Below are 22,726 nucleotides of genomic sequence, written 5' to 3'. Positions count from 1 at the left end.
TTTTCAGGCGGTTTCGAGCGTTTTTTTCTGCGTTTCGATGGCCGCCAGCAGTTTTTCGTACGGTTTATTGAACTTGTCGATGCCTTCGTCTTCCAGCTTTTGCGTAATCTGGTCGATGTCGATGCCCGCCGATTTCAGTTTTTCCAGGGTCGAAGTGGCCTGATCCAGGTCATTTTCCAGACGGTTTTCGGCCACACCATGATCCCGAAATGCCACCAGCGTTTCCATCGGAATCGTATCGACGGTATTGGGTCCAATCAGTTCTTCGACGTATTTCGTATCCGGAATCGCCGGGTTTTTGCTGCTCGTGCTGGCCCACAATAACCGCTGCGGTTTTGCGCCTTTTTCCTTCAGTTTGGCAAACCGCTCGCTGCTGAACACGCGTTTGTAGATTTCGTACGCTTTGCGCGCCGAAGCAATGGCTACCTGCGCTTTCAGTTCGGGCAATCCTTTTTCGTCCAGAATCGGGTCCACCATGACGTCGATGCGACTCAGGAAGAAACTCGCCACCGAGGCAATACCGTCGATCGGCTGTCCAGCCGCTGCGCGGGCTTCCAGTCCGGAAATATAGGCATCCGTCACCGCTTCGTAGCGATCCAGGCCAAACAGCAGCGTGACGTTGATGTTGATGCCTTCGCTGATGGCGGTTTGAATGGCGGGCAAACCGGGAGCGGTTCCGGGAATTTTGATCATCACATTTTCGCGATCCACGGCTTTCCAGAGTTCCCGCGCCTGATTGATCGTGCCTTCGGTATCGAGCGCCAGAAACGGCGACACTTCCAGGCTCACGTAACCGTCGGCTCCCCGAACCTCCTCCTCAAAAACCGGTTTGAAAAGATCGGCTGCCCGCTGAATGTCGCTGACGGCCAGACCGTAAAAAATATCCTCGTTGCTTTTGTCCTCTTTCGCCAGTTTTTTGATGTCCTCATCGTAATCGGAACTGCTGCTGATGGCTTTCTCGAAAATGGCCGGGTTCGATGTAATGCCGCGTACGCCATCTTCATCGATCAGTTTTTGCAATTCGCCGGAATCCATAATTTTCCGGTCGATAAAATCCAGCCAGATGCTCTGACCAAACTCGTGAATTTGTTTGACGCGGTTTGCCATGTGTGGTTTTTGGTTTAAAAAATGGGAGTTTTGTGACTTGGGGTTTTCTGTATCGCACGGGCGACCCCGTCGGTTTACGGTTTACGGAGGCTGACGCAAGCTAGGAAAAGAACGCGTCCGCTACCGTTAACCGACGGGGTCGCCCGTGCGATACAGAAAACTTATTTACTTTCCAGTTTAATTACTTTCTTCAATCTCCGTAAATGCCGTTCGGCTCCGCTGAATCGGGCTTCCAGAAAGGCCCGGACGAATTCTTCGGCGACCCGGTTTCCTGTAATACGTCCGCCGAGGCAAATTAAGTTCATATCATCGTCTTCCACGCCCTGATGCGCCGAAAAATGATCGTTGATCAAAGCCGCCCGCACACCCGGTATTTTGTTGGCGACAATGGCCGCCCCAACGCCACTCCCGCAAACGGCCACGCCCCGTTCGACCTCCTGATTGGCCACGGCTTGCGCCAGCGGAATGATCAGATCAGGATAATCGTCCAGAGTATCCAGGCGATAAGCCCCGAAATCGACGACATCATAGCCTAAATTGGTCAGAAAAGTATGCAGCGTTTCTTTGAGTTCGAAGCCACCATGATCAGCGGCAATACCTATTTTCATTATTTTTCAAGTTTACGGTTTTTTAGGAAAGCGGATTGAACGGACGAAACGGATTTTAACTAATTATCCGTTTTAATCAGTTCGATCCGTTCAATCCGTGTTCCTATCCAATCAACGCTTTCGCCCGCTTCACGATATTTTCAACTGTAAAACCGAATTTCTTAAACAGATCCTCCGCCGGGGCGGATTCGCCAAAAGTGGTCATGCCCAGAATATCGCCTTCGTCGGTGATGTATTTGTACCAGCCCATCTCCGCACCCGCTTCGACGGCCAGGCGTTTTCTAAGCGCTTTCGGAAACACTTTTTCCTGGTAAGCCGCACTCTGTCGATCGAACAATTCGAACGACGGCATGCTGACTACGCGGGCGGCAATCGACTCTTTTTTCAATTGCACCTGTGCCTGCAACAACAGTGAAACTTCGGAACCCGTGCCAACTAGAATCAAATCTGGTTCTTTTTCGGAATCTGACAAAATATACGCGCCTTTTTCCAGCTCCGTCGCTTTGGTGTATTTTTCCTGATCGATGACCGGCAAACCCTGACGGGTCAGCACAATCACCACCGGCCCACCGGGATGCTGGATGGCAACGCGCCACGCCTGAGCGGTTTCGTTGGCATCGGCCGGGCGAATGACCACCACATTGGGCATGGCCCGCAGCGCCATCAACTGCTCGATAGGCTGATGCGTCGTTCCGTCTTCTCCCAAACCGATGCTGTCGTGGGTAAAAATAAAAACCGGTCGAATTTTCATGATAGCCGCCAACCGAATCGGGGGCCGCATGTAGTCGGAGAATACCAGAAAAGTGGCACCATAAGGAATGATTCCTTTCGTGACCGCCAACCCGTTCAACACCGCTCCCATCGCGTGTTCGCGGATGCCAAAGTGGAAAATGCGGCCTTCGTGATTGTCCGGCGAAAACGATTTGTAATTTTTCAGGTCCGTGTCCGTCGAGGGCGACAAATCGGCGGAACCCCCGATCAGGTGCGGCAGGCTATCGGCAATGGCATTCAGGACTTTTCCGGAAGCCTTGCGGGTCGCCATTTTTTCGTCACTCGCCGGAAAAACCGGTATTTTCTGCTCCCAGCCTTCCGGCAATTGCCCGTTGCTCGTCAACTCATATTCTTTGGCCAGATCGGGGTATTTTGCTTGATAAGCTTTGTAAAGGTCGTTCCACTCGTCCTCCTTTTTCGCCCGTTCTTTCCCGATTTTGCGGTAATAATCCAGCACTTCATCGGGCACCACAAACGATTTTTCGGGATCGAAACCGAAATTTTTCTTCACCAGTTTGACCTCATCCGGGCCTAATGGCGAACCGTGGGCATCGGCGGTATCTTCTTTATTCGGACTGCCAAAACCGATGTGCGTCCGAACTTTGATCAGCGAAGGACGTTTTGTCTCGGCCTGAGCCGCTTTCACGGCGATCGATAAAGCTTCCAGATCGTTGCCGTCCGGCACGACCTGCACATGCCAGCCGTACGCCAGAAACCGCTGCGCCACGTCCTCCGTAAACGTCAGATCGGTGCTGCCTTCGATGGAAATGTGGTTGTCGTCGTAGAAATAAATCAGATTGCCCAGTTGCAAATGAGCCGCCAGCGATGCCGCTTCAGACGTAATACCCTCCATCATATCGCCATCACTACAAATGGCGTAGATTTTATAGTCGAAAATCGGAAAATCCGGCTTGTTGTAGCGGGCCGCTAAATGATATTGCCCGATGGCAAAACCGACGCCGTTGGCAAAACCCTGCCCGAGCGGCCCGGTCGTAATCTCAATGCCTTTCGACAAACCGTATTCGGGGTGGCCCGGCGTCTGGCTATCCAGCTGCCGAAACTGCTTCAGATCGTTCATACTCAACTCATAACCCATCAGATACAGGTAGCAATACTGCAACATGCAGCCGTGACCCGCCGACAGAATAAACCGGTCGCGGTTGGGCCAATCCGGATTTTTCGGGTTGTAATTCATCGCTTCCGACCAGAGAATGTGGCCCATCGGCGCTGCGCCCATTGGTAAACCGGGGTGGCCGGAGTTCGCTTTCTGAACGGCATCGGCAGCCAATACGCGTACGGTATTGATGCTTACCTGTTCAATCGATTGAGTTGTGGTTTTCATCAAGTTGTGGAGTCAACTGTAAATTGGTTTAACCTGTCGCTGAAACGGTTTGTTCATTAAGATTTGATTATATCGAATGTGGGGAAGTTATTTCGCGGAGTTGAGCGGAGAAAAGGGAGTTACACAGAGTCTATTATTTTTTCTCAGCGCAACGCTACTTTACTCCGCTCAACTTCGCGAAATAACACCTTCTTTGTTACTTTTAAGCCTATGAAAAAAATGGCCCTTTATACCCTTCTGCTGTTCGGTTCATTGATCGCAAATGCCCAACGCTGGCAAAGCCAGATCGGCACTAACCTGGCCACCTTGCCGGGTAAGTCCCTGGAAATCACGAGTGCGTGGAGCCCCAACCTGAGCCAATGGGCATTTACCTTCCACGCGGGTTATTCGTATAAAAACGCCTGGAGCGCCATGCCCTCCGGTTTAATGTGCGATTGCGGAATAGCAGATCTAAAAACATCGGGGGCGTTCTTCAAAGCCGGTTACCGGTTCGACCCGATCCGACAGTCCGGGCGGACCACCAAGGTTGGATTGCCGATTGGCGTCAATCTGATCGGTTCGCAATACCGGCAGAAAGGCACCATTGAGTCGTTTCCCAGTGGAACAATGACCTATCGACCGGAATCAGCCAGCGGTTTTCTGATGGGGCTTGGGCTGACAGCCGCCATGAACATCCGGTTTTCGAACCGCTGGAACCTCGATATTGGCCTTCAGAAATTCTTCGCGTTTCAGAATCGAACCGATTATATTCTCTTCAAATCCTTCATGTCGCACCAACCTGGTGTGGGTTTACTGAATGCGAAAAGTTCCTGGCCCGGTTTGCAGGGCATTGTAGGTCTGAATTACCGGCTGGGGCGGCAATAAAGATTAAATTATGGAATGAAAAATGTAAAATGGCGAACGCCAACTGTAAAAGTGAGCGACTTGCAGACACTTTTACAGCTGGCGTTCGCCATTTTACATTTTTCATTAATTTGGATAAATACAACATAAACCGGACAAGGTGTAGGGCTATTGCTTTTTTTATTCCCAAACCTGCCCCAACTTGCTGCCCTTAATTCCATTTATTCATGTCAACTCCAAATTCAACAGTGCGGGTGCTTGTGGTCGGCTGCGGCAACATGGGCGCATCGCACGCGATAGCGTATTCAACCCTCGACGGTTTTGAAATCTGCGGCATCGTTTCAACCGGGAAAAGCAAGGAAGTCTTAAACGAGCGTCTCGGCGGTGGGTATCCCCTATTTTCTGATGTAGCCACTGCTTTGCAGGAAACGAAACCCGATGCGGTTTGCATTTCCACCTATCCCGACACGCACGAAGCCTTCGCCATGCTGGCCCTCGAACACGGCTGCCATGTATTCATCGAAAAACCGCTCGCCGACACCGTCGAAGGTTCCGAGCGCGTGGTGGCCGCAGCCGAAAAAGCCGGTAAAAAAGTGGTGGTTGGGTATATTCTGCGCCAGCATCCTTCGTGGGAAAAGTTCATCGAAGTGGCCCACGAAATGGGAAAACCGCTCGTCATGCGCATGAACCTGAACCAGCAAAGCCACGGCGGCATGTGGACCGTTCACCGGAATCTGATGAAAAGCCTCAGCCCGATTGTGGACTGCGGGGTGCATTACATCGACGTCATGTGCCAGATGACGCGCTCGAAACCGCTGCAGGTTAACGCCATTGGGGCCCGGCTGACGGACGAAATTCCGTCGGGAAATTACAATTACGGCCAGTTACAGATCCGGTTTGAAGACGGGTCGGTCGGCTGGTACGAAGCCGGTTGGGGACCGATGATGAGCGAAACCGCCTTTTTCGTTAAAGACGTAATCGGGCCAAAAGGCTGCGTTTCCATCGTGGCCAAAAACGCCGGAGCCGCCGGAAAATCCGATAATGTGGATTCGCACACCAAAACCGAATCGCTGCGCGTCCATTACGCACCCCTCGACCAGAACGATCAGTTTGTGCAGGAAGATACCTGGATCGATATGCAGGACGAACCCGATCATCAGGAACTTTGTAACCGCGAACAGCGGTATTTCCTGAAAGCCATTCGGGAGAACATCGACCTGAGCGACCATTTGCAGGATGCGGTCAACAGCCTGCGCATCGCCTTCGCCTGCGACGAATCGGTGCGAACCGGTCAGCCGGTGATGCTGTAACATTCGCTGGTCGTGGTTCCGGATTGAACGAATCACGACCAGCCAACTTCCATTATCATGAAGAAGCTTCTTTTCATCAACCTGCTATTTATCCTTCTGGTATTCAGCGCGAAAGCGCAGGATACCGCAAAATCCCACATTTACGACCCGAAAGCGGATGCGCAACAGGACATTAAAAATGCTGTTGCCAAAGCCGGAAAGGAGGGCAAACACGTTCTGCTGCAAATTGGCGGCAACTGGTGCGTCTGGTGCATCCGGTTTCATAATCTAACGCAAAGTGATACGACATTGAGCCGGATACTGGCCGAAAATTTTGTGGTGTTACGGGTGAACTACAGTCCCGAAAACAAAAACGAAGCGGTGCTGGCGCAACTCGATTATCCGCAACGGTTTGGCTTCCCGGTTTTCGTGGTTCTGGACGGGAAAGGAAAACGGTTGCACACCCAGAACTCCAGCTATCTGGAAGAAGGCAAAGGACACAGTCCGAAAGTGGTGGCCGGTTTTCTGAACGACTGGTCGCCCAAAGCGCTCGATCCGGGTTCATACGCTCCGAAAAAAAGTAAATAACCTCGGTTTTATCCTTTTCCAGTTAACCAAAGCACGACAAAAATTCCGGAAAACCGTGTTTCCCGATTCGATACCAACCAAAGTCGGATGACCATGAAGATCGCCGTAATCCCGGCCCTGCTACTGCTTTCGGCCCTTTCCGCCCGGGCTCAGCTCACGGCAGAACAACGTCTGCAGGACAGCGTCGTCGGCTGGTGGAGCAATCCCCGCTACGATAAGTTGAAACCCGCTGCCGACGCGCTGGGGAAACGGAAAACCGAAAATCTCAACCGGTTTGTCGAATGGATGAAAAAAAGTTACACCCCCGTGGCCGGGCTGGGAACCTCGAGTCGATACATCAGCAAGACCGGTTACGGAGTCAGCTTTCTGGTCTGGAACGTCAGCCATGACAAACGGTGGCTGGACGAAAAGGGTCATTTCCGCCCGATTCCGGAAGAGAACACGCCCTTTTGGGTGGCAACCAACATGGTATTTGGTGCTTATACCATCGAATTCATCCAGAAAAGTGGCAAAAACATGTTCACCATGCAGCCCGACGGCTATGCCAAAGGCGACTGGGTCGTAAAAAAACGCAAGGGCACCGACCCACGCATTCACGCGAATGCGCACAATTACATCACCTGGCTGAACGAATGGAATACCGTGTACCTGGCACCCGGTAACAAAATGCCCATCGTTGCCGTCACCAAAGGCGAACTGCTACAGGCGGCCGAGGATGCGCTGGAAAGCGTTGCCGCCGAAGAAAAAAAGACGATTGCCAGTCAGTGGCCCACGAATCCGAAAGCACAGGAGGAAGCTTTTGAATCGCGCAAAAAAAACATTGACAGCTACCGGGCCAAGATTCAGACTTTGCGGGACAAACACCGGGCAACGCTGAACGAACCCGCCGTGGTGCGGGACATGCAGGTCAGCATGTACAGTTTTGGGACGGACCCGGATATTTTTGTGCCGGATAAACAGCAACTCGAACAGAAGCATTATTACCCGGTCTATAAAATAGACCCCGCCCTGGAGAGCAAGCTGGGCGACGAAAAACCGCTCTGGATTGCGGTGGCGTTTCCGCCTGAGACCAAAGAAGACGGGAATCAGCTCTACGAAATGTACACTGCGCTGTCGCAAAACTTCAACTACGAGTACGTCTACAACTATTTTTTCGATCCTGAGAAAGTAAAGGGCAAACCGTATGTTCCGGCCAATGAAGACCAGTTGAAAGCCCGGCTGAACGCCTATCGGGAGCGGAGCAAAACCGCCATGCAACCGGTTTCCAACGCAGCCAAATTGACTGGTAATCAGGTTTTCTTCGATGATTTTTCGGCCGGAACTGTGGGTGGAGATCCGCCCAACTGGTTTTTCCGAAAGCAGTCCGAACACGCCGTACTGACCAACGTTCCCGGTCAGTCGGGCAACTGGTTGCAACTGGGGTATTTCAATGCCGTATGGCCCACGCTGATGCCCTACCCGCTGCCGCCCAATTTTTCGCTGGAATTTGATCTGGCGACGGACGGCGATTTCACCCACATGACCGGCGGATCGGCCATGCTGACGCTCAACTCCCGCAAAATGCTGACGCGGGGCGCCGAGAACAACAGCGGTCCCGGTGCCGTTGTCACAATCAATCTGATATCCGGAAATGAAGCGAACCATGCCAGCAATTACCGGGGCCTGATCGATATTGATCTCAATACCAGCCCTTCGCAGAACGTGCAAAATTTCAACGAAGGGGCGGTGAGCGACGTTCCGCTGACGGAATTTACCAACAACAAGACCAAAATTCACGTCGGTGTCAGGGTGGTCAACAATACCATCTCCGTGTTCATCAACGGCAAGGAAAAATCAACCAGTAAAGACTGGAAACTCAAATACGGTGCGCCCTGTGTCACCTGCGGTTTTCCCGAGAACACCCGCATCCAATCCATTAACTGGAAAAGCACAACCGATAAATCGGGGGAAATCAAGGTGTATCTGGGAAACGTAAAAATTGAAAAGCTCTAAATGCCGACCCGACTTATGCGGTTTTCTTACCTGGCCTTGCTAATAAGCTGGCTGCCCCTCCACACGGCTTTTGCCCAACAGGCACACGAACTTCGGCGGTTTCAGCTGAAAGAAGTAAAACAGGGCGTTGCGGTCGATGCAACGCATTTTTACGTGATCAACAACACGTCACTGACCAAACACGCCAAAGCGAATGCCCGACAGGTCGCGGTTTGGAAAGACACCACCGGTTTGTTAAAACACATGAACAGTGGCGTGGTGCTCGACCGGAAGCTCTACTGCGTGCATTCCAATTACCCGGCTGTGCCGATGGTCAGTTCCATTGAAATTTTCGATACCGAAACCCTGCGGCACATTGGTACCCACAGTCTGGGATTTTTTCCCGGTTCGGCGACCTGGGCGGATTTTTACGAGGGGCATTGGTGGGTTGCGTTTGCCAATTATTCCGACAAAGCCTCGGCCGAAGGGCGTGACAACCGCTGGACGATGCTGGTGAAGTTCACGAAAAACTGGGAGCGGCTGGAATCCTGGCAGTTTCCCGCCAACATTTTACAGGCCTTTGCGCCCAAAAGCACCTCGGGCGGCACCTGGGGAAAAGACGGTTTGATCTACTGCACGGGCCACGACAAACCGGAACTATACGTCCTTCAATTGCCCGATCGCGGTTCTACGTTGAAATACATCAAAACGATTCCAACCGTCAGCGAAGGCCAGGCTTTCGCCATCGATCGAAGTGTGAAAGACAAAGTGATTCTGTACGGAATTACGCGAAATGACAATTATGTGATCGTTTCGGAGGTAAAATGAGGGCGGTTTTTGGTTGCCGGTATTCGGTTTACGGTAGTTGACACGCGCATCCAAAACGCATCTTCAGTACGCATAAGTCCCGGCGTACACCGAATACCGGCAACCAAAAACCGTGTCCCTACAGCTTAAATATACCAGTCACATACTTCGCATCAACCCGGGCGCCCTGTTTGGCGGTGGCGGTGGCGATGTCTATTTCCCAGATGGAAGTACCCTCGGCATAGCTGGATACCGGCATGTACACTTTTCCGTTTTCGACCAGAACAGAAAGCGTGATGCCGCCCTGACCGGCATGGGCCGGAATACCGCCGTCGACATCCTTGATGGTTTTGGCGTTCAGATCGATAATGACGACGTTCTGGTTCACATCTGCGTACGCCCATTGGCCCCCGGACGATGGGAAGCGACCCATTTCCGCCAGCACCAGTCCGTTCCCCAGATACTGACAAAAGTAAATTCGCCGGTTGTTCGAAATCTCGTCGATGTTGAAGAAATAAGACGGATCGAAGGTTGTTTCGCCATTTTTAATCCGCAGAAAACCCGCCGGTTTCGACCGACGCGAATACGTGTAGCCCAACGAAGAAACCGTATAAATGTCGCCGGTTTCGGTTTTGATCAACCCGTTGCTGCTGTTCGAAGCGCCAGCCGGGCCCGTCCGCACATCCCTGATGATTTTTTCGAGCGTAAATGCCGGATAGGTGTAGATGGCGACGTAGTTGGTATCCGTATTGGGCGTCAGCAGATCAGTCCGGTTTTGGAGGTAATAGGAAACGTACGCTTTGCCATCCCGAATCCGCATGCCCGAAGGCCAGACCTGATCGTCTTTGAACAAGGGCGCCAGCGAACTTTTCACCTGAGCCGTCAGCGTGGCATTCGCGGCATTGGCCGTGTAGAAAATGGCTTCCCGGTTTTCGGCTGCCGTGCGCGGAATCTGAATACCCCCCAGCGTATTATCGTCGATCGCAGTCAGCACGTCGAAGTATTTGTCGAAGGTAAAACTGGCTTTCTGAACCAGCTTGTTCGTCGCGTCGAGCACATAGCCAATGGCTGAGGGTGTTCCCTGATTGGTTCCACTGCCGCCCACGCTAAAAATCGTTTTTCCCGCCTGGATGTACGACCGGTTTCCGCTTTGTTCGATTCCTTTTCCTGCCACCGAAAGCGTTCCACTCGTGACCGAAGTGGTTTGCAACAGGTAATCCGTTGCTTTGGTGGCGCCCACATCCCGAATAGCTACCACATATCCACCGACTGTAACCGGCGGATCAGTGGTGCCGGGTTCCTCGTCCTTCCCGCACGAGCTCAGCCCCAACCAGCAGCCCGCGACAGCGATTCCCAAGAGTAATTTGTTGTACATAACGATGCGATTTATAAGCTTCTAATTTACCTATTAAACGTCAGAATCTACGAATTTAGGCAGTTGAAGCTGCTCATTATTGGGTAAACGGTCTACTTTCCATCGCCCGGCTGCCTGCCTGTCTTTCCGCAAATCAGGCACGGATTTGTACAATTCAAACACGGCTTGTGGCCGCCCATACTGCTCCTGCTTGAATGATACACCTCGTCTGAGCTAGTTTTGTGTCATCCATAACAAACAACAGACACGACGATGAACATGTTAACTGTGATCCCCCGCCTGGGTTGCGCGGCACTCATTCTGATGGGTTGCCTGACTTCAATGACTTCCTGCAAATCAAATTCGCCGGGCCCCGAGGCCGAAAATCCGGGCGGCTCAAGCCAGGGGAAATCAGGTTATTTACTTGGAAAAGTAACTGATCCACAAGGAAATCCGCTTCCACGGGCGACGGTTTACACCGAAAATGATGTCTTTAAAGGACGGGGTGTGGAAACCTCGAGCAGTTCGGATGGAACGTATAAAATTCAATTGGTAAAAGACCTGGGACAGTGGAACGTTCGGGGCTATATTCTCAAACAATACAACGGCAAGGTGTATAAAATCCAGCTTGATCCCGAGAATCCGGACAGCTTTACCGAGGACGAAAAACCGGTCCGCAATTTTCAGTGGAAACTAACCGGTCACATTCCGGATCTGAGCCTGGATTTGTACTATGGCGGGACGATGGAGTTGTTCCGCGATCCGAACGTCATCAACCTGAATGATACTGAAAATATCGAATTTACCCTAAAACCGGTCGGAACGCTGATCGATGGGTCGACGGGAAAAACCCTGAAAGTCCAGGCCAAAAAACGGGCGTACGCTATCAAGGATATTCCGCTGGGCCGCTATTCCGTTACGGCCATATACAAACCGACCGGCGAACAACTGCAGGTATGTGATGCCTGGGGTGATGACTACGTTTATAAACCGTCCGTTACGATGGATTTTCTGGGCACCGAGTCCGCCGTTCGATCCAACAGCATGGGAATCGGGTTTACGAATCGAAAATAATGCCACTTCCATCATCTCCAAAACCAGTCCCGAAATCCGGGACTGGTTTTGATTTGTTTGGGGATAATCACAGTAAGGGCAGAAAAATCCGTGTTACTTTTGCCTGCGCCGTTGCTTCAATTCAGCTTTCATCTCTTCCTTAAGCACCTGATACTGTTTGTATTGATCGGCGTTCAATACGTTTTTCAATTCCCGGTCTTTTTCCTTCAGGGAGTTCTGAACCTGTCGGGCGGTCCGCATATTCCGGCCACCGGTTTCGAGCAGCGACTGGTTTTGCCGGGCGTATTTCAGGTTGATTTCGGCAACAGGAACCTCCTGGTCGGCGGTCAGGTTCAGTTTTTCCTTCATTTTAGTCGTTAGGCTGGCAGCCCGTTCTTCGGGCGTTCCGAGGTTTCCGCGCTGGGCGAACGATGCCGTCCCACTCATTAAAATAATAAGAAACAAGGCGGTTTTTAATAGCTTGGTTTTCATACAAATGCAAATATTAATGGAATGGAACCAACTGGATAATTAACAGACCAAACGTAGTGAATCCAATCGTTTTCATTCCAAAAACCGCATTGAAGGGACCAGATTCGGCGGTCAAAACGCCGGAGAAGCGCGTGAAGCCTTAAAATTCCTCCAGCCATTTTTTAAACTGCGGAGCGCGGTCTTTGCTAATCACCACCGCTCCTCCCGGCATCGGAATGAGTTGAACCTGTAAGCGTCCGTTGAAATACAGCTCCACTTCCAGAATGCATTTCCGGGAAATGATAAACTGGCGGTTGGCCCGAAAAAAATCCTGCGGATTCAATTGGTTTTCCAGCTCATCCAGCTTCAGATCGATCGGATAGCGGATTTTGGTCAGGAGCGTGGCCGAAACCACCCCGCCCTCGATCTCGAAATAGGCAATGTCGCTCACCTTGATAGGCAGCAGTTTGTCCCGGAACTGAATCAGAAAGTTAGTGCGATACGTGCGCGGCTGAAAGGCCCGGCTGCTCAGCATTTCCCGCATCTGCCGCACCAGATCATCCGCCACCGGGCGGTTTAGCGACCGGTACTTTTGCAGGGCGGTCTCCAGCGCTTCGCGTTCGATGGGTTTGAGCAAGTAGTCGATGCTGTTGTGTCGAAATGCCCGAATGGCATATTCATCGTAGGCCGTCGTGAAAATGATCGGGCAGGAAACCGCCACTTGCTCCAGTAGCGTAAACGACAGGCCATCAGCCAGTTGAATATCCGAAAAAATCAGGTCGGGCACGGGGAATTCCAGCCATTTTTCCCGGCCCTCGGACACGCTGTCGATAACGCCCAAAACCGTCAGCGATGGCTCGATTTCGCGCAGCAAAGCGGACAAGTGCGAAGCCGCAGTAACCTCATCTTCAATAATCAGAACGCGCATCAGACGGCCGAAATAATGGGTAAATAAACGCTAAATTCGCTTTCCGAACGCACAATCCGGATGGTTTTTCCGGTCAGCAGGCGGAAGCGGTTTTCCAGATTCGGCAGTCCGGTGCCAGTTCCGTCAGCGGGTTCCGGTTTGGGTTGATTTCCATTGCTTACCCGAATCGTGTTGCTGATCGAATCAGCCGCCAGGTGAATTCGAAGCGGTTTTGCCCCGGAAACAATGTTATGCTTGACGGCATTTTCGATGAGCAGTTGCAGCGTCATGGGCGGGATCAACCAGGGTGACTGGGTCGGCAAGTCATTCACAATCTGCAAATTATTCCCAAACCGCATGGTCAGCAGAAACGAATAGGCATTTGTAAACTGCATTTCTTCCGAAAAGGGTACCAGTTCCCGGTTCTGCACCTGCAGCGAATACCGCAACACCTGCGACAATTTAGCCAGGTACGGCTGTGTATTGGCGCTTCCCTCCCGGATGAGTGAGCTAAGTGCATTGAGCGAATTGAACAGAAAATGCGGATTCAGCTGGGCACGAAGACCGTCGAGCTGCGCTTGCAGGCTTTCCCGTTTCAACCGTTCGTTCTCGGCCTGCATCGACCGGTTTTGTTGCAAAACCGTCAGAAAATTCGCGACCAGCAAGGCCGTTCCCCAGACGAAAAAAGTCCGAAAGTAGGTTGTGACCAACACCAGAATTGGCCGTTCGGGATACCAGAGCAACATGATTCCAACGAAAAGAGCGGTAAGAATCGAAAACAACAACAGATTGATTCCGTACCATCCCAGCAGGTTCATGCGGGGTTTGTACCGTTTTTGGAGCAGCACATACCGATTTAGCTCAATGAAAAAAAACGTAAACGCGATGTGAAAGAGGAGCCGGAAAAACAGGAAAACCGTATCCGGCAGACCGGGGAAAATCGCCAGTTGGGTCCGGTTCGCGAGTCGGATCAACGGCAGATTCACCAGCATTGCAATAATGACTGAAGCAATTCCGGCAATCTGGCGAAACGAAAAGCGGGCGTTCATGCAGCAAATATGCAGCCTCCGGTGGGGAATGCGGTGCGAATCAAAGTCAAACGGGAAAAATCAACGGTCAATCGTCCGTTCCCGCTGGTGAAACCGCTACTCTTCCGCCCGTTCAATGATTTCTTCGGTTTCTTTCAGGTCATCTTTTTCAGGTTGCGGAACAGCCCGGGCAACGGCTTCGGGGGCGTAGGCCAGTGAAATCAGGATGGGGAAATGGTCGGAACCGCAATTGGGCAATCGTTTGATGGAACGCAACCGAAAATGGTGGGACACAAAAATGTGATCGAGCGGCCAGCGCAGAAAGAAATACTTCGCATGGAACGTATTGTACAAACCACGGCCAATCCGCGGATCGAAAAGCCCGCTGATGCGCTGAAAAAGCCGCGTGGAATGCGACCAGGCCACGTCGTTGAGATCACCGGCCACAATCACCGGCTCCTTCATAGTACGAACTTCTTTCCCCACCACCAGCAATTCGGCATCCCGCTCCGTCGACCGGTAATGCTCCGTCGGGCTGGGTGGCATGGGGTGAATCCCGTAAAAATGAACGAGTTGCCCGGATTTCAGTTGGAGTTGGGCATAAATCGACGGAATATCATCCTGGATCAAAAACCGCACTTCCTGGTGACGAATGGGCAAACTTGAATAAAACAACAGGCCGTAGGTGTTTTCGAGCGGGTACAAAATCCGGTATGGAAACTGGCTTTCAAGTGGTTCCAGTGCTTTTTGCCACCTAAGATTAGCTTCCAGAATCATCAACACGTCCGGGTTATGTTTTTCAACGAGCGCCATCACATCCGGACATTTCGTGTTTTCCATGAACACATTGGCGTTCAGAATTCGAATGCGGTTTAGCTCCGACGACTCATCTCTTTTAGACTTTGGGAAGTAACTGACCTCCTTGCGGTGAAGGGGCGTGAAGGGATAAATCAGCCAGCCTTCGTACACCAAAGCCGCCACCAACCCGGCCACCGCCAGCAACATCGGCCACTCGGTGTTCCGACTCAGGGCAACCCATCCGAGCAGCCCAACAGCCGCCAGCACCGTCAGTTGCAGGTGGGGAAAATCCCAGATGCGAATCCACCAGGCATCGACCCGAACGAGGTGAATAAAGGAAATCGTGGTAATCAACAGGGCGTAACCAATCAGGAAATTGTCTACAGGGTTCATTCAAAGATCAGAACTATGGTTACGTTGGAACTCACTCGGAAGCAAATTAACGGTTTTAGGCTTGTTTTTTAAAATAATCGCACTGCAGCCGCAGTACGCATTGTCCGCAGGCAGGGAAACTCCAGAAACAAACCCGCTGCCCGTGCCAGTAAAAGTGTTTGTGAAAATTGAATAAAACCGTTGCGTCCTGTGGCAAATAGGCCAGCAAAATACCGTGGGCCTTCTCGGCGCTCACTTTCGGGCCAATGATTCCCAGGCGCTGTGTCACGCGGTGGACGTGCGTATCGACCGGCAAAACCGGTTTTTGAAAATTGAAAAGCAGCAGGAGCGTCGCGGTTTTCAGCCCCACGCCCGGTAGCGATGTCAGCCAGGCCATGGCCTCTTCTGTGGTCATTTCGCGCAGAAAATCAACGTTCGCTTCCCCGCGTTCGGCAATGATCCGGGCCAGTATCTGCTTGATCCAGGGCGCTTTTACCTCCGGATAATTCGATGTCTGAATGGCCTCGGTCAGTTCGGCCACCGGGGCATCCCGAATGGCTTCCCAGGAGCCGAACCGCTCCATCATCGTGCGGTAAGCCGTCATTTCGTTGGCGTGCGTCGTCCGGTGCGACAACACCGTGGCAATCAATTCATGCATCGGGTCCATACGGCCATAAATGGCTTGAACGCCGTAGTGCTGGTTCAGGATTTCGTGGACCAGCACCGTTTTTTGGGCGACATCGATGGCTATCATCAAAAAATGTTCAGGTGTTTTTTCCAGGAACAACTGATTGTGCATAGACTTGGTTATTTGTCGTATTACTTTTACGGATCAATTCCTGAATCCAAATGACGAACACCTACTATCGCACCTCTTTTTGGCTGTCTTTACTGACGTTGCTGGCCTTTGCCGGTTTTTCCCAAACGCCCACCCAAACCCTTCGGGGAACCGTATTCGATGCCAGCCAGAGTCGACCGCTGGTGGGTGCGTCGGTAACTTTAAAAAATTTGCAAACCGGCAACACCAATTCGGGTACGGTCACCGACGATCAGGGGCGGTTTCGTTTTGTCAATACTCCGATCGGTCGCCATCAACTCACCGTTTCGTTTGTCGGCTACGAAACCAGCATCATCAATGAAGTGCTGGTCGAATCGGGCAAAGAACAGGTGCTGGAAGTGAACCTGCAACCGGGCGTGACGCAACTGGGCGAAGCCACAGCCGTCGGTACGCGAACCGACCGGACCATTAGCGCCGAACACATTACCATCGAACAGGTACTCCGGTTTCCGGCAAGTTATCTTGACCCGGCGCGGCTGGCCACGGCCTACGCGGGTGTGGTTACGACGAACGATGGCACCAACATCAATTCCGTACGCGGCAACTCGCCCAACAGCCTGATCTGGCGACTGGAAGGCGTCGAAATCGTCAATCCGAATCATCAGAGCAATGCCGGAACCATCGGCGACCGGCCAACGGCGTCGGGCGGTGGGGTTAATATTCTTAGCGCCCAATTGCTCGGGACCACCCGGTTTCTGACCGGTGCGTTTTCGCCGGAATACGGGAACACGGTCGGGAGCGTCATGGACATGAGCCTGCGGCCGGGGAATAACGAGCGCCATGAATTCATCGCTCAGGCGGGTCTGATCGGTGTCGACCTCGCGGCCGAAGGCCCGATTTCGAAGCAGAAAGGTTCCTCGTATCTGGTGAATTACCGGTATTCATTCACGGGTTTGCTCGGTGCGCTGGGCGTTACCTTCGGAGGGGAAGACATCCGGTTTCACGATTTGTCTTTTAACCTGAATTTTCCGACCAAAAAAGGCGGGCGGTTTACGGTTTTTGGCCTGGGAGGAACGAGCAGCAATGTTTTTAATCCATTGGCCGAAGCTGAACAGGAGCAGGATAAAGACCGGAACTACATTACGTACAAAACCCGCATGGCCGCCGGTGGCCTGACGTTATCCCAGCCGCTTGGAACCCGGTTGTTGTGGAAAACCGCCCTGGTGGTTTCGGCCAACAGCAGCGACCGGAATCAGGAATTTCCGGGCAGTCCGCGTTTTCAGGCCGACTACCAAATCGACAACCAGGCCGGTTCCCGCTCAACGCTGACCTCGTCACTGAATTACCGGATTAACGAACATAACAGTGTTAAGGCAGGTCTGTTTCTGACCTATGCCGATAATTCGGTCGACATTCTACGCAGCACGGTTCCGCCCATTACCAGTTCGGCCAACAACACCCTTTTTGCAGGTTCTCTGCACGGCTGGATGATTCAACCGTACATCAACTACCAGTGGTTACCCGCTGATAATGTAACGGTTAATGCCGGTTTGTTCTACAATACCTTTACCTTCAAGAGTCAGTCGCTGGAACCACGGGCTTCGATCCGCTGGGAAGTATTGCCCGGAAAAGCGCTGTCGGTGGCTTACGGTCTGCACAGCCAGCAGCAGCTCCCGCAGGTTTACCTGTCGAAAAGCCGCTTCCCGACTCCGCCAACGTACAACAACGAATCGCTCGGATTTACCAAAGCGCACCACATCGTTGCGGGTTATACGCATCAGCTCTCTCCCGACAGCTACTGGAAGATTGAAGGATATTCCCAAATGCTGTTCGATGTGCCCGTCAGCACGCTGAACGGAAGTAACTTTTCGGCTTTAAACCTGATTGAAGCTTACGTCAGCGAACCGCTGATCAATGCCGGAAAAGGCCGAAACCGGGGCGTCGAGCTGACGTACCAGAAGTACTTGTCGAAGAATTATTACGTGCTGGTGTCCGGCTCGGTTTACGAATCCAAATACAAGGCATTAGCTGATGGAAACTGGCGCAGCACGCGCTTCGATGGCGGTTTTACGAGTGGGATTACGGCCGGAAAAGAATGGACGAAAAGCCGGGGAACCCGCAGCCGGATTTGGGGTGTCAACGGGCGGCTTTCGTACCTGGGCGGTTTGCGCGACCGGCCCATCGACCCGGTTTTGTCGAAGCAGGCCGGCACGACAGTATACGGCAGCGATATTTTCAGCGTACGGTTCCCGAATTATTTCCGGGCGGATCTGCGGGTGTACTGGAAAAAGAGCAAAGCCCGCTACAGCCGGACCCTCTCTCTCGATTTGCAAAACCTGACCAGTGCCCAGAATGCATTCTACAGCTATTTTGACGCTTTTCAGGGAAAAGTGGTGCAGAAATACCAGTTGGGTTTGATTCCGGTGATTAATTACCGCTGGGAGTTTTAACAGCTTCAGCTCGTAGAAGAGTTTTCAAGAGGGTATTGGTTTCTTTTAACCGTACCCTCTTGTCATTTAAATCCTGCTTCGCTACACTTCAACCCGGTTTTTCCGCAATCGGGTAACTCGCTTGTTTTAAGGGCTTTCCGAACGCTTTTACTTTGTGTGGTTCGTCAATCACACAACAACCCTTAAACAACAACTACGGATGAATACCAAACTGCTCGGCATCATGGCGCTCGTTGGTGCGCCCTTTTTGTGCATAAATACCTACCTCCACGTCCAGAATCACGGCGGACAACTGGTATATCACACCACTCCGCTCAGCGGTTTTTTGGGCATTCTGTACATCTCAGGCTGGTTGTGCAGCATCATTGGCTTGCGTCGGCTTGGTGCAACGGGCGCGGATAACTTCGGACGAATTATTTCACCCCTCATTCTGAGCACGCTGACCCTGGCCAACAGCTGGAACGTCTACGAGATGGTTCTGCCCGACCATAATACGCTTCTCTACCGCCTATTGGACGCGTTCTGGCCCATCAGTAACCTCGTCATGATTGGTGTTGGGATTGCCGTCGTTCGGGCCGGACGACTCACCGGCTGGAAACGGTTTGTGCCGCTGGCCTGCGGCTGCCAGTAACGGCCTTGTTATCGATTACGGTAAAAGACGCCGGTTTTCACATCGCCAATGGATACAGCGCTATTACGTGGACGTTACTGGCCATCGTGGTGTTGACCGGAAGTGAGTCAATGGCTGATTCCAAACAGCCTGCCGTGGCTACGAACCTGTAACATCGGTTTCCAGTCAACAGGCCAGCAACCGGGCAAAACCCGAAAAACAATACGACAACGGTTTGGCGAAATCCTGATTTTACTCATAAAATCCGACTTTTTCCGCCAGTAGGTTTGTTTTTCATTTTAACAGATCATTCGTCATTCCGTTTCTTTATGATGCACCAGATTCCCATTGTTCATCCGGAACAGGCCGTAGCGGTCATTCAGTCCGGCCAGCGGGTTTTCATTCACAGCGTTGCCCAAACGCCCCACCGGCTTATTGCGGCCATGGTGGAACGGGCCAATGCGCTTCATTTGCGCGACATTGAAGTCTGCCACATGCACACGGAGGGGCATCTGCCCTATTGCGAAGAGCAGTATGCGGGCATTTTTAAGCCCAATTCCTTCTTCATCGGCGCCAACATGCGAAAGCAGGTCAATGCCGGAATGGCCGATTACATCCCGATTTTTCTGAGTGAAATTCCGTTGTTGTTCCAGCGAAACATCCTACCGCTCGACGTTGCGCTGGTGCAGGTTTCACCGCCCGACCAGCACGGTTTTTGCTCCCTCGGTCCGTCGGTGGACATTTCCCTGAGCGCGGTAAAAACCGCCAACTACGTCATTGCCCAAATCAACCCGAACGTGCCCCGGACCCACGGCGACGGTATCATTCACGTCAGTACGCTCCATGCAGCCATCGAATGCGACGATCCGCTGTATGAAATGCCGCTGAAACCCGCCACGCCCACCGAGCAGAAGATTGGCCGATACGTGGCCGAACTGGTCGAAGATGGTGCGACGCTGCAAATGGGCATTGGCGGGATTCCAAATGCGGTTTTGGCCGAATTAGGAAATCACCGAAAACTGGGAATTCACACCGAAATGTTCTCCGACGGCGTGATCGATCTGGTGGAGCGGGGCGTGATCACCAACGAACTTAAAAAGGCCATTCCGTACAAACTGGTGTCTTGCTTTGCGATGGGAACCCGGCGGTTATACGACTTTATTGACGATAATCCCGGCGTCGTCATGAAGGAAGTGACTTATACGAATGACACAGCCATCATCCGACGGAATCCGAAAGTCACCGCCATCAACAGCGCCATCGAAGTGGATCTGACGGGACAGGTGTGTGCCGACACGATCGGGACTTATCAATATTCGGGCGTAGGTGGTCAGATGGATTTTGTGCGGGGAGCCTCTCTTTCGGAAGGGGGTAAACCGATCATCGCCCTGCCCTCCATCACCAAGTATGGTGAAAGCAAAATTGTTCCGTTCCTGAAAGAAGGTGCTGGCGTGACGACCACCCGCGCCCATGTTCACTACATTGTGACCGAATACGGCGTTGCGTACCTTTATGGCAAGAACCTGCGCCAGCGGGCCCAGGCATTGATCAACATCGCCCATCCCGACCACCGTGCGTCGCTGGAACGGCAGGCTTACGAGCGGTTTAAAGTATTTGGGTAAACGCCGGTTTTTCTCCGAACAAAACCGCCAACATTCGTTCAAATTCCGACTGAACCGGGGCCGTAATCACAATTTCTTCGCCCGAAACCGGATGCTGAAACTGAATCTGATGGGCGTGTAACAGCATCGTATTCATCGCGTACTGTTCCAGAAACAGCCGGTTTTGTTTGTTGCAGCCGTGGGGCCGGTCACCGATGATCGGGTGAAAAATGTGCGCCATGTGCTTCCGGAGCTGATGAAAACGGCCGGTCGTGGGCGTGAGTTCAACGAGGGAATAGCGGGAAGTCGCGTGTTTCCCAAACGGAACGGGCACTTCGGTACGCCGGAGCGTTTTTACTTTCGTAAATGCCTCCTGAACGATGCCGTCGTCGCGCCGAAGCGGGTAGTCGATTTCCAGTTCGTCGGCGGTATAGCCCCGCACAATGGCCAGATACGTTTTCCGGATATCTCCTTCGGCAAACCGCTGTTGCATGATCGAATTCATGGCTTCGGTCAAGGCAAATAGCAGCACGCCCCCGGTTTTTCGGTCCAGCCGATGAACGGGATACACGCGTTGTCCCAACTGATCGCGCAGCAACTGCACGGCAAATTCACTGGCGTCGCTGGCAATCATCGACCGGTGAACCAGTAATCCGTGCGGTTTGTTAATCGCCACCAGATCAGTGGATTGAAAAAGAATTTCGAGCGGTTTTCGCTCCTGAATTACTTCTAAAACCGGTTGCTCGTCTCCCATCAATACCTAGCCATCAGGTTCAACAGTTTCCGATCCAGTTTGTGTCCGTGCCAATCTTCGTAAGCCACGTCGGCCCGTCGAGAATCCAGAACGCCAAAATCGCCACTGAACTCCCAGAGCGCAAAACCGATGCCGTTGCTGGTCAGAATATCGAGCACATCACCAAACCAGGCCAGAAAAACGTCGTGCGGGGTTTTATTCCAGGCTCCGCATTCGCCACAATGCACGCCCACGCCCTTGTTGACCAGTTCGATCCACGGTTTATAAAACGTTTCCAGCATCGCACGACTCAGATATTTTTCACCCACCTGCCCCGGCCATTTCGGGGTCGGCAGGTTCTCGGGATCTTTATTGGCCCAGGGGGCTTTGTAATGCGAAATGATGCCCGGATTATAGCCCCGACAGCTTTGGGCAATATCCAGATCGGTGATTTCGGGAATGACGGACGAGCCGACATCGTTGCCGTCGGCAATGATCAAATGCTTCGGATTTTCCTTCCGAATGGCCTCCGAAGCCGCCAGTGCCACTTTTCGGTAAACCGCTCCCGGCACCGAGCTGCGTTTGGAAAGCTGGTCGTTCATGTCTTCGCGCATGCTCGGTTCATTGAGCAGGTCGAAGCTGATTTTGTCGGCAGACGCATTTTTATACTGTTTCGCCCAGAAATTCCAGTGGAAACAAAATGCATCGAGGGCTTTCTGATCGGCCCAGAGATTATATGGTTCGTAAAAACCGGCATTGACGCAATAGCCCGGTGCCCGGTGCAGGTTCAGGCTGACGTGAATGTTGTGTTTGTGCGCCATCGATACCAGCCGGTCAATTCGTTCAACCGCCTGTTCATCAATTTGGTACACTTCATCGGGTGTAATATTCCGGCTGCGGTCAAATTTGAGGTAAGCGGGATACGCCATCGGTATCCGCACAAAATCGAAGCCCCAGTCGCGCATCCATTTGAATTGTTCTTCCTGCGTGGCTTTTCGGGCCTGAGCTGGATTGGGCGAGAAGAAATCCAGCAGATTAAAGCCTTTCCATTTGGGGAGTTTGTTTTTGGCCTTCGGTACGGACGGTGATGCCAAAACCGCAGGCCCGGACGCGCTGACGGCCGCAGCCAGCAAACCGGAATGGTGAAGAAACGTACGACGTTGCATGGTGGTCGGAATAGTTCGCAGCAAACTTACTGAAAAACCGCTACAGTGCCGTTCTCAGTTTACGGGTGTCGGAATTTGG

General features: G+C 52.3%; 21 protein-coding genes. 10 read left to right on the top strand and 11 right to left on the bottom strand.

Annotated features, from left to right (window positions below):
- Positions 1 to 3: 3 nt before the first annotated feature.
- The 3 genes from tal to tkt all read right to left on the bottom strand — a co-directional run bounded on the left by tal (position 4) and on the right by tkt (position 3,828).
- The gene (tal, locus tag EHT25_RS02345; protein ID WP_124870053.1) at positions 4 to 1,107 is read right to left on the bottom strand and encodes a transaldolase; all 1,104 of its coding nucleotides are present in this window, start codon (positions 1,105 to 1,107) and stop codon (positions 4 to 6) included.
- A gap of 161 nt (positions 1,108 to 1,268) precedes the next feature.
- Positions 1,269 to 1,715 (bottom strand): RpiB/LacA/LacB family sugar-phosphate isomerase, encoded by a 447-nt coding sequence (locus EHT25_RS02340; protein WP_124870050.1) that lies wholly within the window; start codon positions 1,713 to 1,715, stop codon positions 1,269 to 1,271.
- Positions 1,716 to 1,818: 103 nt separating this feature from the next.
- On the bottom strand, positions 1,819 to 3,828 hold the full coding sequence (tkt, locus tag EHT25_RS02335; protein WP_124870047.1) for a transketolase: 2,010 nt from the start codon (positions 3,826 to 3,828) through the stop codon (positions 1,819 to 1,821).
- A 210-nt stretch (positions 3,829 to 4,038) separates the two neighbouring features.
- Here tkt and EHT25_RS02330 point away from each other — a divergent pair, with 210 nt between their 5' ends.
- The 5 genes from EHT25_RS02330 (at position 4,039) to EHT25_RS02310 (ending at position 9,347) form a co-directional block, all read left to right on the top strand.
- Positions 4,039 to 4,692 carry a hypothetical protein gene (locus EHT25_RS02330; protein ID WP_124870044.1) on the top strand — a complete coding sequence of 218 codons (654 nt, stop codon included), beginning with the start codon at positions 4,039 to 4,041 and terminating at the stop codon, positions 4,690 to 4,692.
- A gap of 206 nt (positions 4,693 to 4,898) precedes the next feature.
- Positions 4,899 to 5,981 (top strand): Gfo/Idh/MocA family protein, encoded by a 1,083-nt coding sequence (locus EHT25_RS02325; RefSeq protein ID WP_124870041.1) that lies wholly within the window; start codon positions 4,899 to 4,901, stop codon positions 5,979 to 5,981.
- A 57-nt stretch (positions 5,982 to 6,038) separates the two neighbouring features.
- The gene (locus tag EHT25_RS02320; RefSeq protein ID WP_124870038.1) at positions 6,039 to 6,548 is read left to right on the top strand and encodes a thioredoxin family protein; all 510 of its coding nucleotides are present in this window, start codon (positions 6,039 to 6,041) and stop codon (positions 6,546 to 6,548) included.
- A gap of 93 nt (positions 6,549 to 6,641) precedes the next feature.
- Positions 6,642 to 8,540 (top strand): hypothetical protein, encoded by a 1,899-nt coding sequence (locus EHT25_RS02315; RefSeq protein ID WP_124870035.1) that lies wholly within the window; start codon positions 6,642 to 6,644, stop codon positions 8,538 to 8,540.
- 15 nt (positions 8,541 to 8,555) lie between these two features.
- A complete protein-coding gene (locus EHT25_RS02310) occupies positions 8,556 to 9,347 on the top strand; it encodes a hypothetical protein (RefSeq protein ID WP_124870032.1) in 792 nt (263 codons plus the stop codon).
- Between the two features lie 118 nt (positions 9,348 to 9,465).
- On the opposite strand, the gene EHT25_RS02305 is transcribed toward EHT25_RS02310, so the two are convergent.
- Positions 9,466 to 10,701, bottom strand: a complete 1,236-nt coding sequence (locus EHT25_RS02305) for a DUF4374 domain-containing protein (protein WP_124870029.1) — start codon at positions 10,699 to 10,701, stop codon at positions 9,466 to 9,468.
- Positions 10,702 to 10,953: 252 nt separating this feature from the next.
- Here EHT25_RS02305 and EHT25_RS02300 point away from each other — a divergent pair, with 252 nt between their 5' ends.
- On the top strand, positions 10,954 to 11,754 hold the full coding sequence (locus EHT25_RS02300; RefSeq protein WP_229311408.1) for a carboxypeptidase-like regulatory domain-containing protein: 801 nt from the start codon (positions 10,954 to 10,956) through the stop codon (positions 11,752 to 11,754).
- Between the two features lie 93 nt (positions 11,755 to 11,847).
- On the opposite strand, the gene EHT25_RS02295 is transcribed toward EHT25_RS02300, so the two are convergent.
- The 5 genes from EHT25_RS02295 to EHT25_RS02275 all read right to left on the bottom strand — a co-directional run bounded on the left by EHT25_RS02295 (position 11,848) and on the right by EHT25_RS02275 (position 16,063).
- Positions 11,848 to 12,225: a DUF4890 domain-containing protein gene (locus tag EHT25_RS02295; protein WP_124870026.1), complete on the bottom strand. Its 378-nt coding sequence runs from the start codon at positions 12,223 to 12,225 to the stop codon at positions 11,848 to 11,850.
- Between the two features lie 139 nt (positions 12,226 to 12,364).
- The gene (locus EHT25_RS02290; RefSeq protein WP_124870024.1) at positions 12,365 to 13,132 is read right to left on the bottom strand and encodes a LytR/AlgR family response regulator transcription factor; all 768 of its coding nucleotides are present in this window, start codon (positions 13,130 to 13,132) and stop codon (positions 12,365 to 12,367) included.
- Positions 13,132 to 14,160: a sensor histidine kinase gene (locus EHT25_RS02285; protein ID WP_124870021.1), complete on the bottom strand. Its 1,029-nt coding sequence runs from the start codon at positions 14,158 to 14,160 to the stop codon at positions 13,132 to 13,134. Before EHT25_RS02285 ends, EHT25_RS02290 begins: the two co-directional genes overlap by 1 nt.
- Before the next feature lie 96 nt (positions 14,161 to 14,256).
- Complete coding sequence (locus EHT25_RS02280) at positions 14,257 to 15,330, bottom strand: endonuclease/exonuclease/phosphatase family protein (protein ID WP_124870018.1); 1,074 nt, start codon at positions 15,328 to 15,330, stop codon at positions 14,257 to 14,259.
- A gap of 55 nt (positions 15,331 to 15,385) precedes the next feature.
- Entirely contained in the window at positions 15,386 to 16,063 is a 678-nt protein-coding gene (locus tag EHT25_RS02275) for an endonuclease III domain-containing protein (protein ID WP_124870015.1), read from the bottom strand.
- Positions 16,064 to 16,158: 95 nt separating this feature from the next.
- Between EHT25_RS02275 and EHT25_RS02270 the strand changes: the two genes are divergently transcribed.
- From EHT25_RS02270 to EHT25_RS02260, 4 genes are all read left to right on the top strand, one after another.
- Positions 16,159 to 18,537: a TonB-dependent receptor gene (locus EHT25_RS02270; protein WP_124870012.1), complete on the top strand. Its 2,379-nt coding sequence runs from the start codon at positions 16,159 to 16,161 to the stop codon at positions 18,535 to 18,537.
- Positions 18,538 to 18,736: 199 nt separating this feature from the next.
- Positions 18,737 to 19,168: a hypothetical protein gene (locus EHT25_RS02265; RefSeq protein ID WP_124870009.1), complete on the top strand. Its 432-nt coding sequence runs from the start codon at positions 18,737 to 18,739 to the stop codon at positions 19,166 to 19,168.
- A gap of 5 nt (positions 19,169 to 19,173) precedes the next feature.
- The gene (locus EHT25_RS32555; protein WP_185731258.1) at positions 19,174 to 19,320 is read left to right on the top strand and encodes a hypothetical protein; all 147 of its coding nucleotides are present in this window, start codon (positions 19,174 to 19,176) and stop codon (positions 19,318 to 19,320) included.
- 156 nt (positions 19,321 to 19,476) lie between these two features.
- Entirely contained in the window at positions 19,477 to 20,769 is a 1,293-nt protein-coding gene (locus tag EHT25_RS02260) for an acetyl-CoA hydrolase/transferase family protein (protein ID WP_124870006.1), read from the top strand.
- Here the strand turns inward: EHT25_RS02260 and EHT25_RS02255 are convergent.
- Positions 20,753 to 21,502 carry a pseudouridine synthase gene (locus EHT25_RS02255; protein WP_124870003.1) on the bottom strand — a complete coding sequence of 250 codons (750 nt, stop codon included), beginning with the start codon at positions 21,500 to 21,502 and terminating at the stop codon, positions 20,753 to 20,755. The two genes, EHT25_RS02260 and EHT25_RS02255, sit on opposite strands and share 17 nt — an antisense overlap.
- Positions 21,502 to 22,647 carry a glycoside hydrolase family 5 protein gene (locus EHT25_RS02250; RefSeq protein ID WP_124870000.1) on the bottom strand — a complete coding sequence of 382 codons (1,146 nt, stop codon included), beginning with the start codon at positions 22,645 to 22,647 and terminating at the stop codon, positions 21,502 to 21,504. The genes EHT25_RS02255 and EHT25_RS02250 overlap by 1 nt, the downstream gene beginning before the upstream one ends.
- Positions 22,648 to 22,726 lie beyond the last annotated feature (79 nt).

Source organism: Larkinella rosea (assembly GCF_003858635.1).
Taxonomy (GTDB): domain Bacteria; phylum Bacteroidota; class Bacteroidia; order Cytophagales; family Spirosomataceae; genus Larkinella; species Larkinella rosea.
This window is presented reverse-complemented; position numbering and strand designations above follow the sequence as displayed.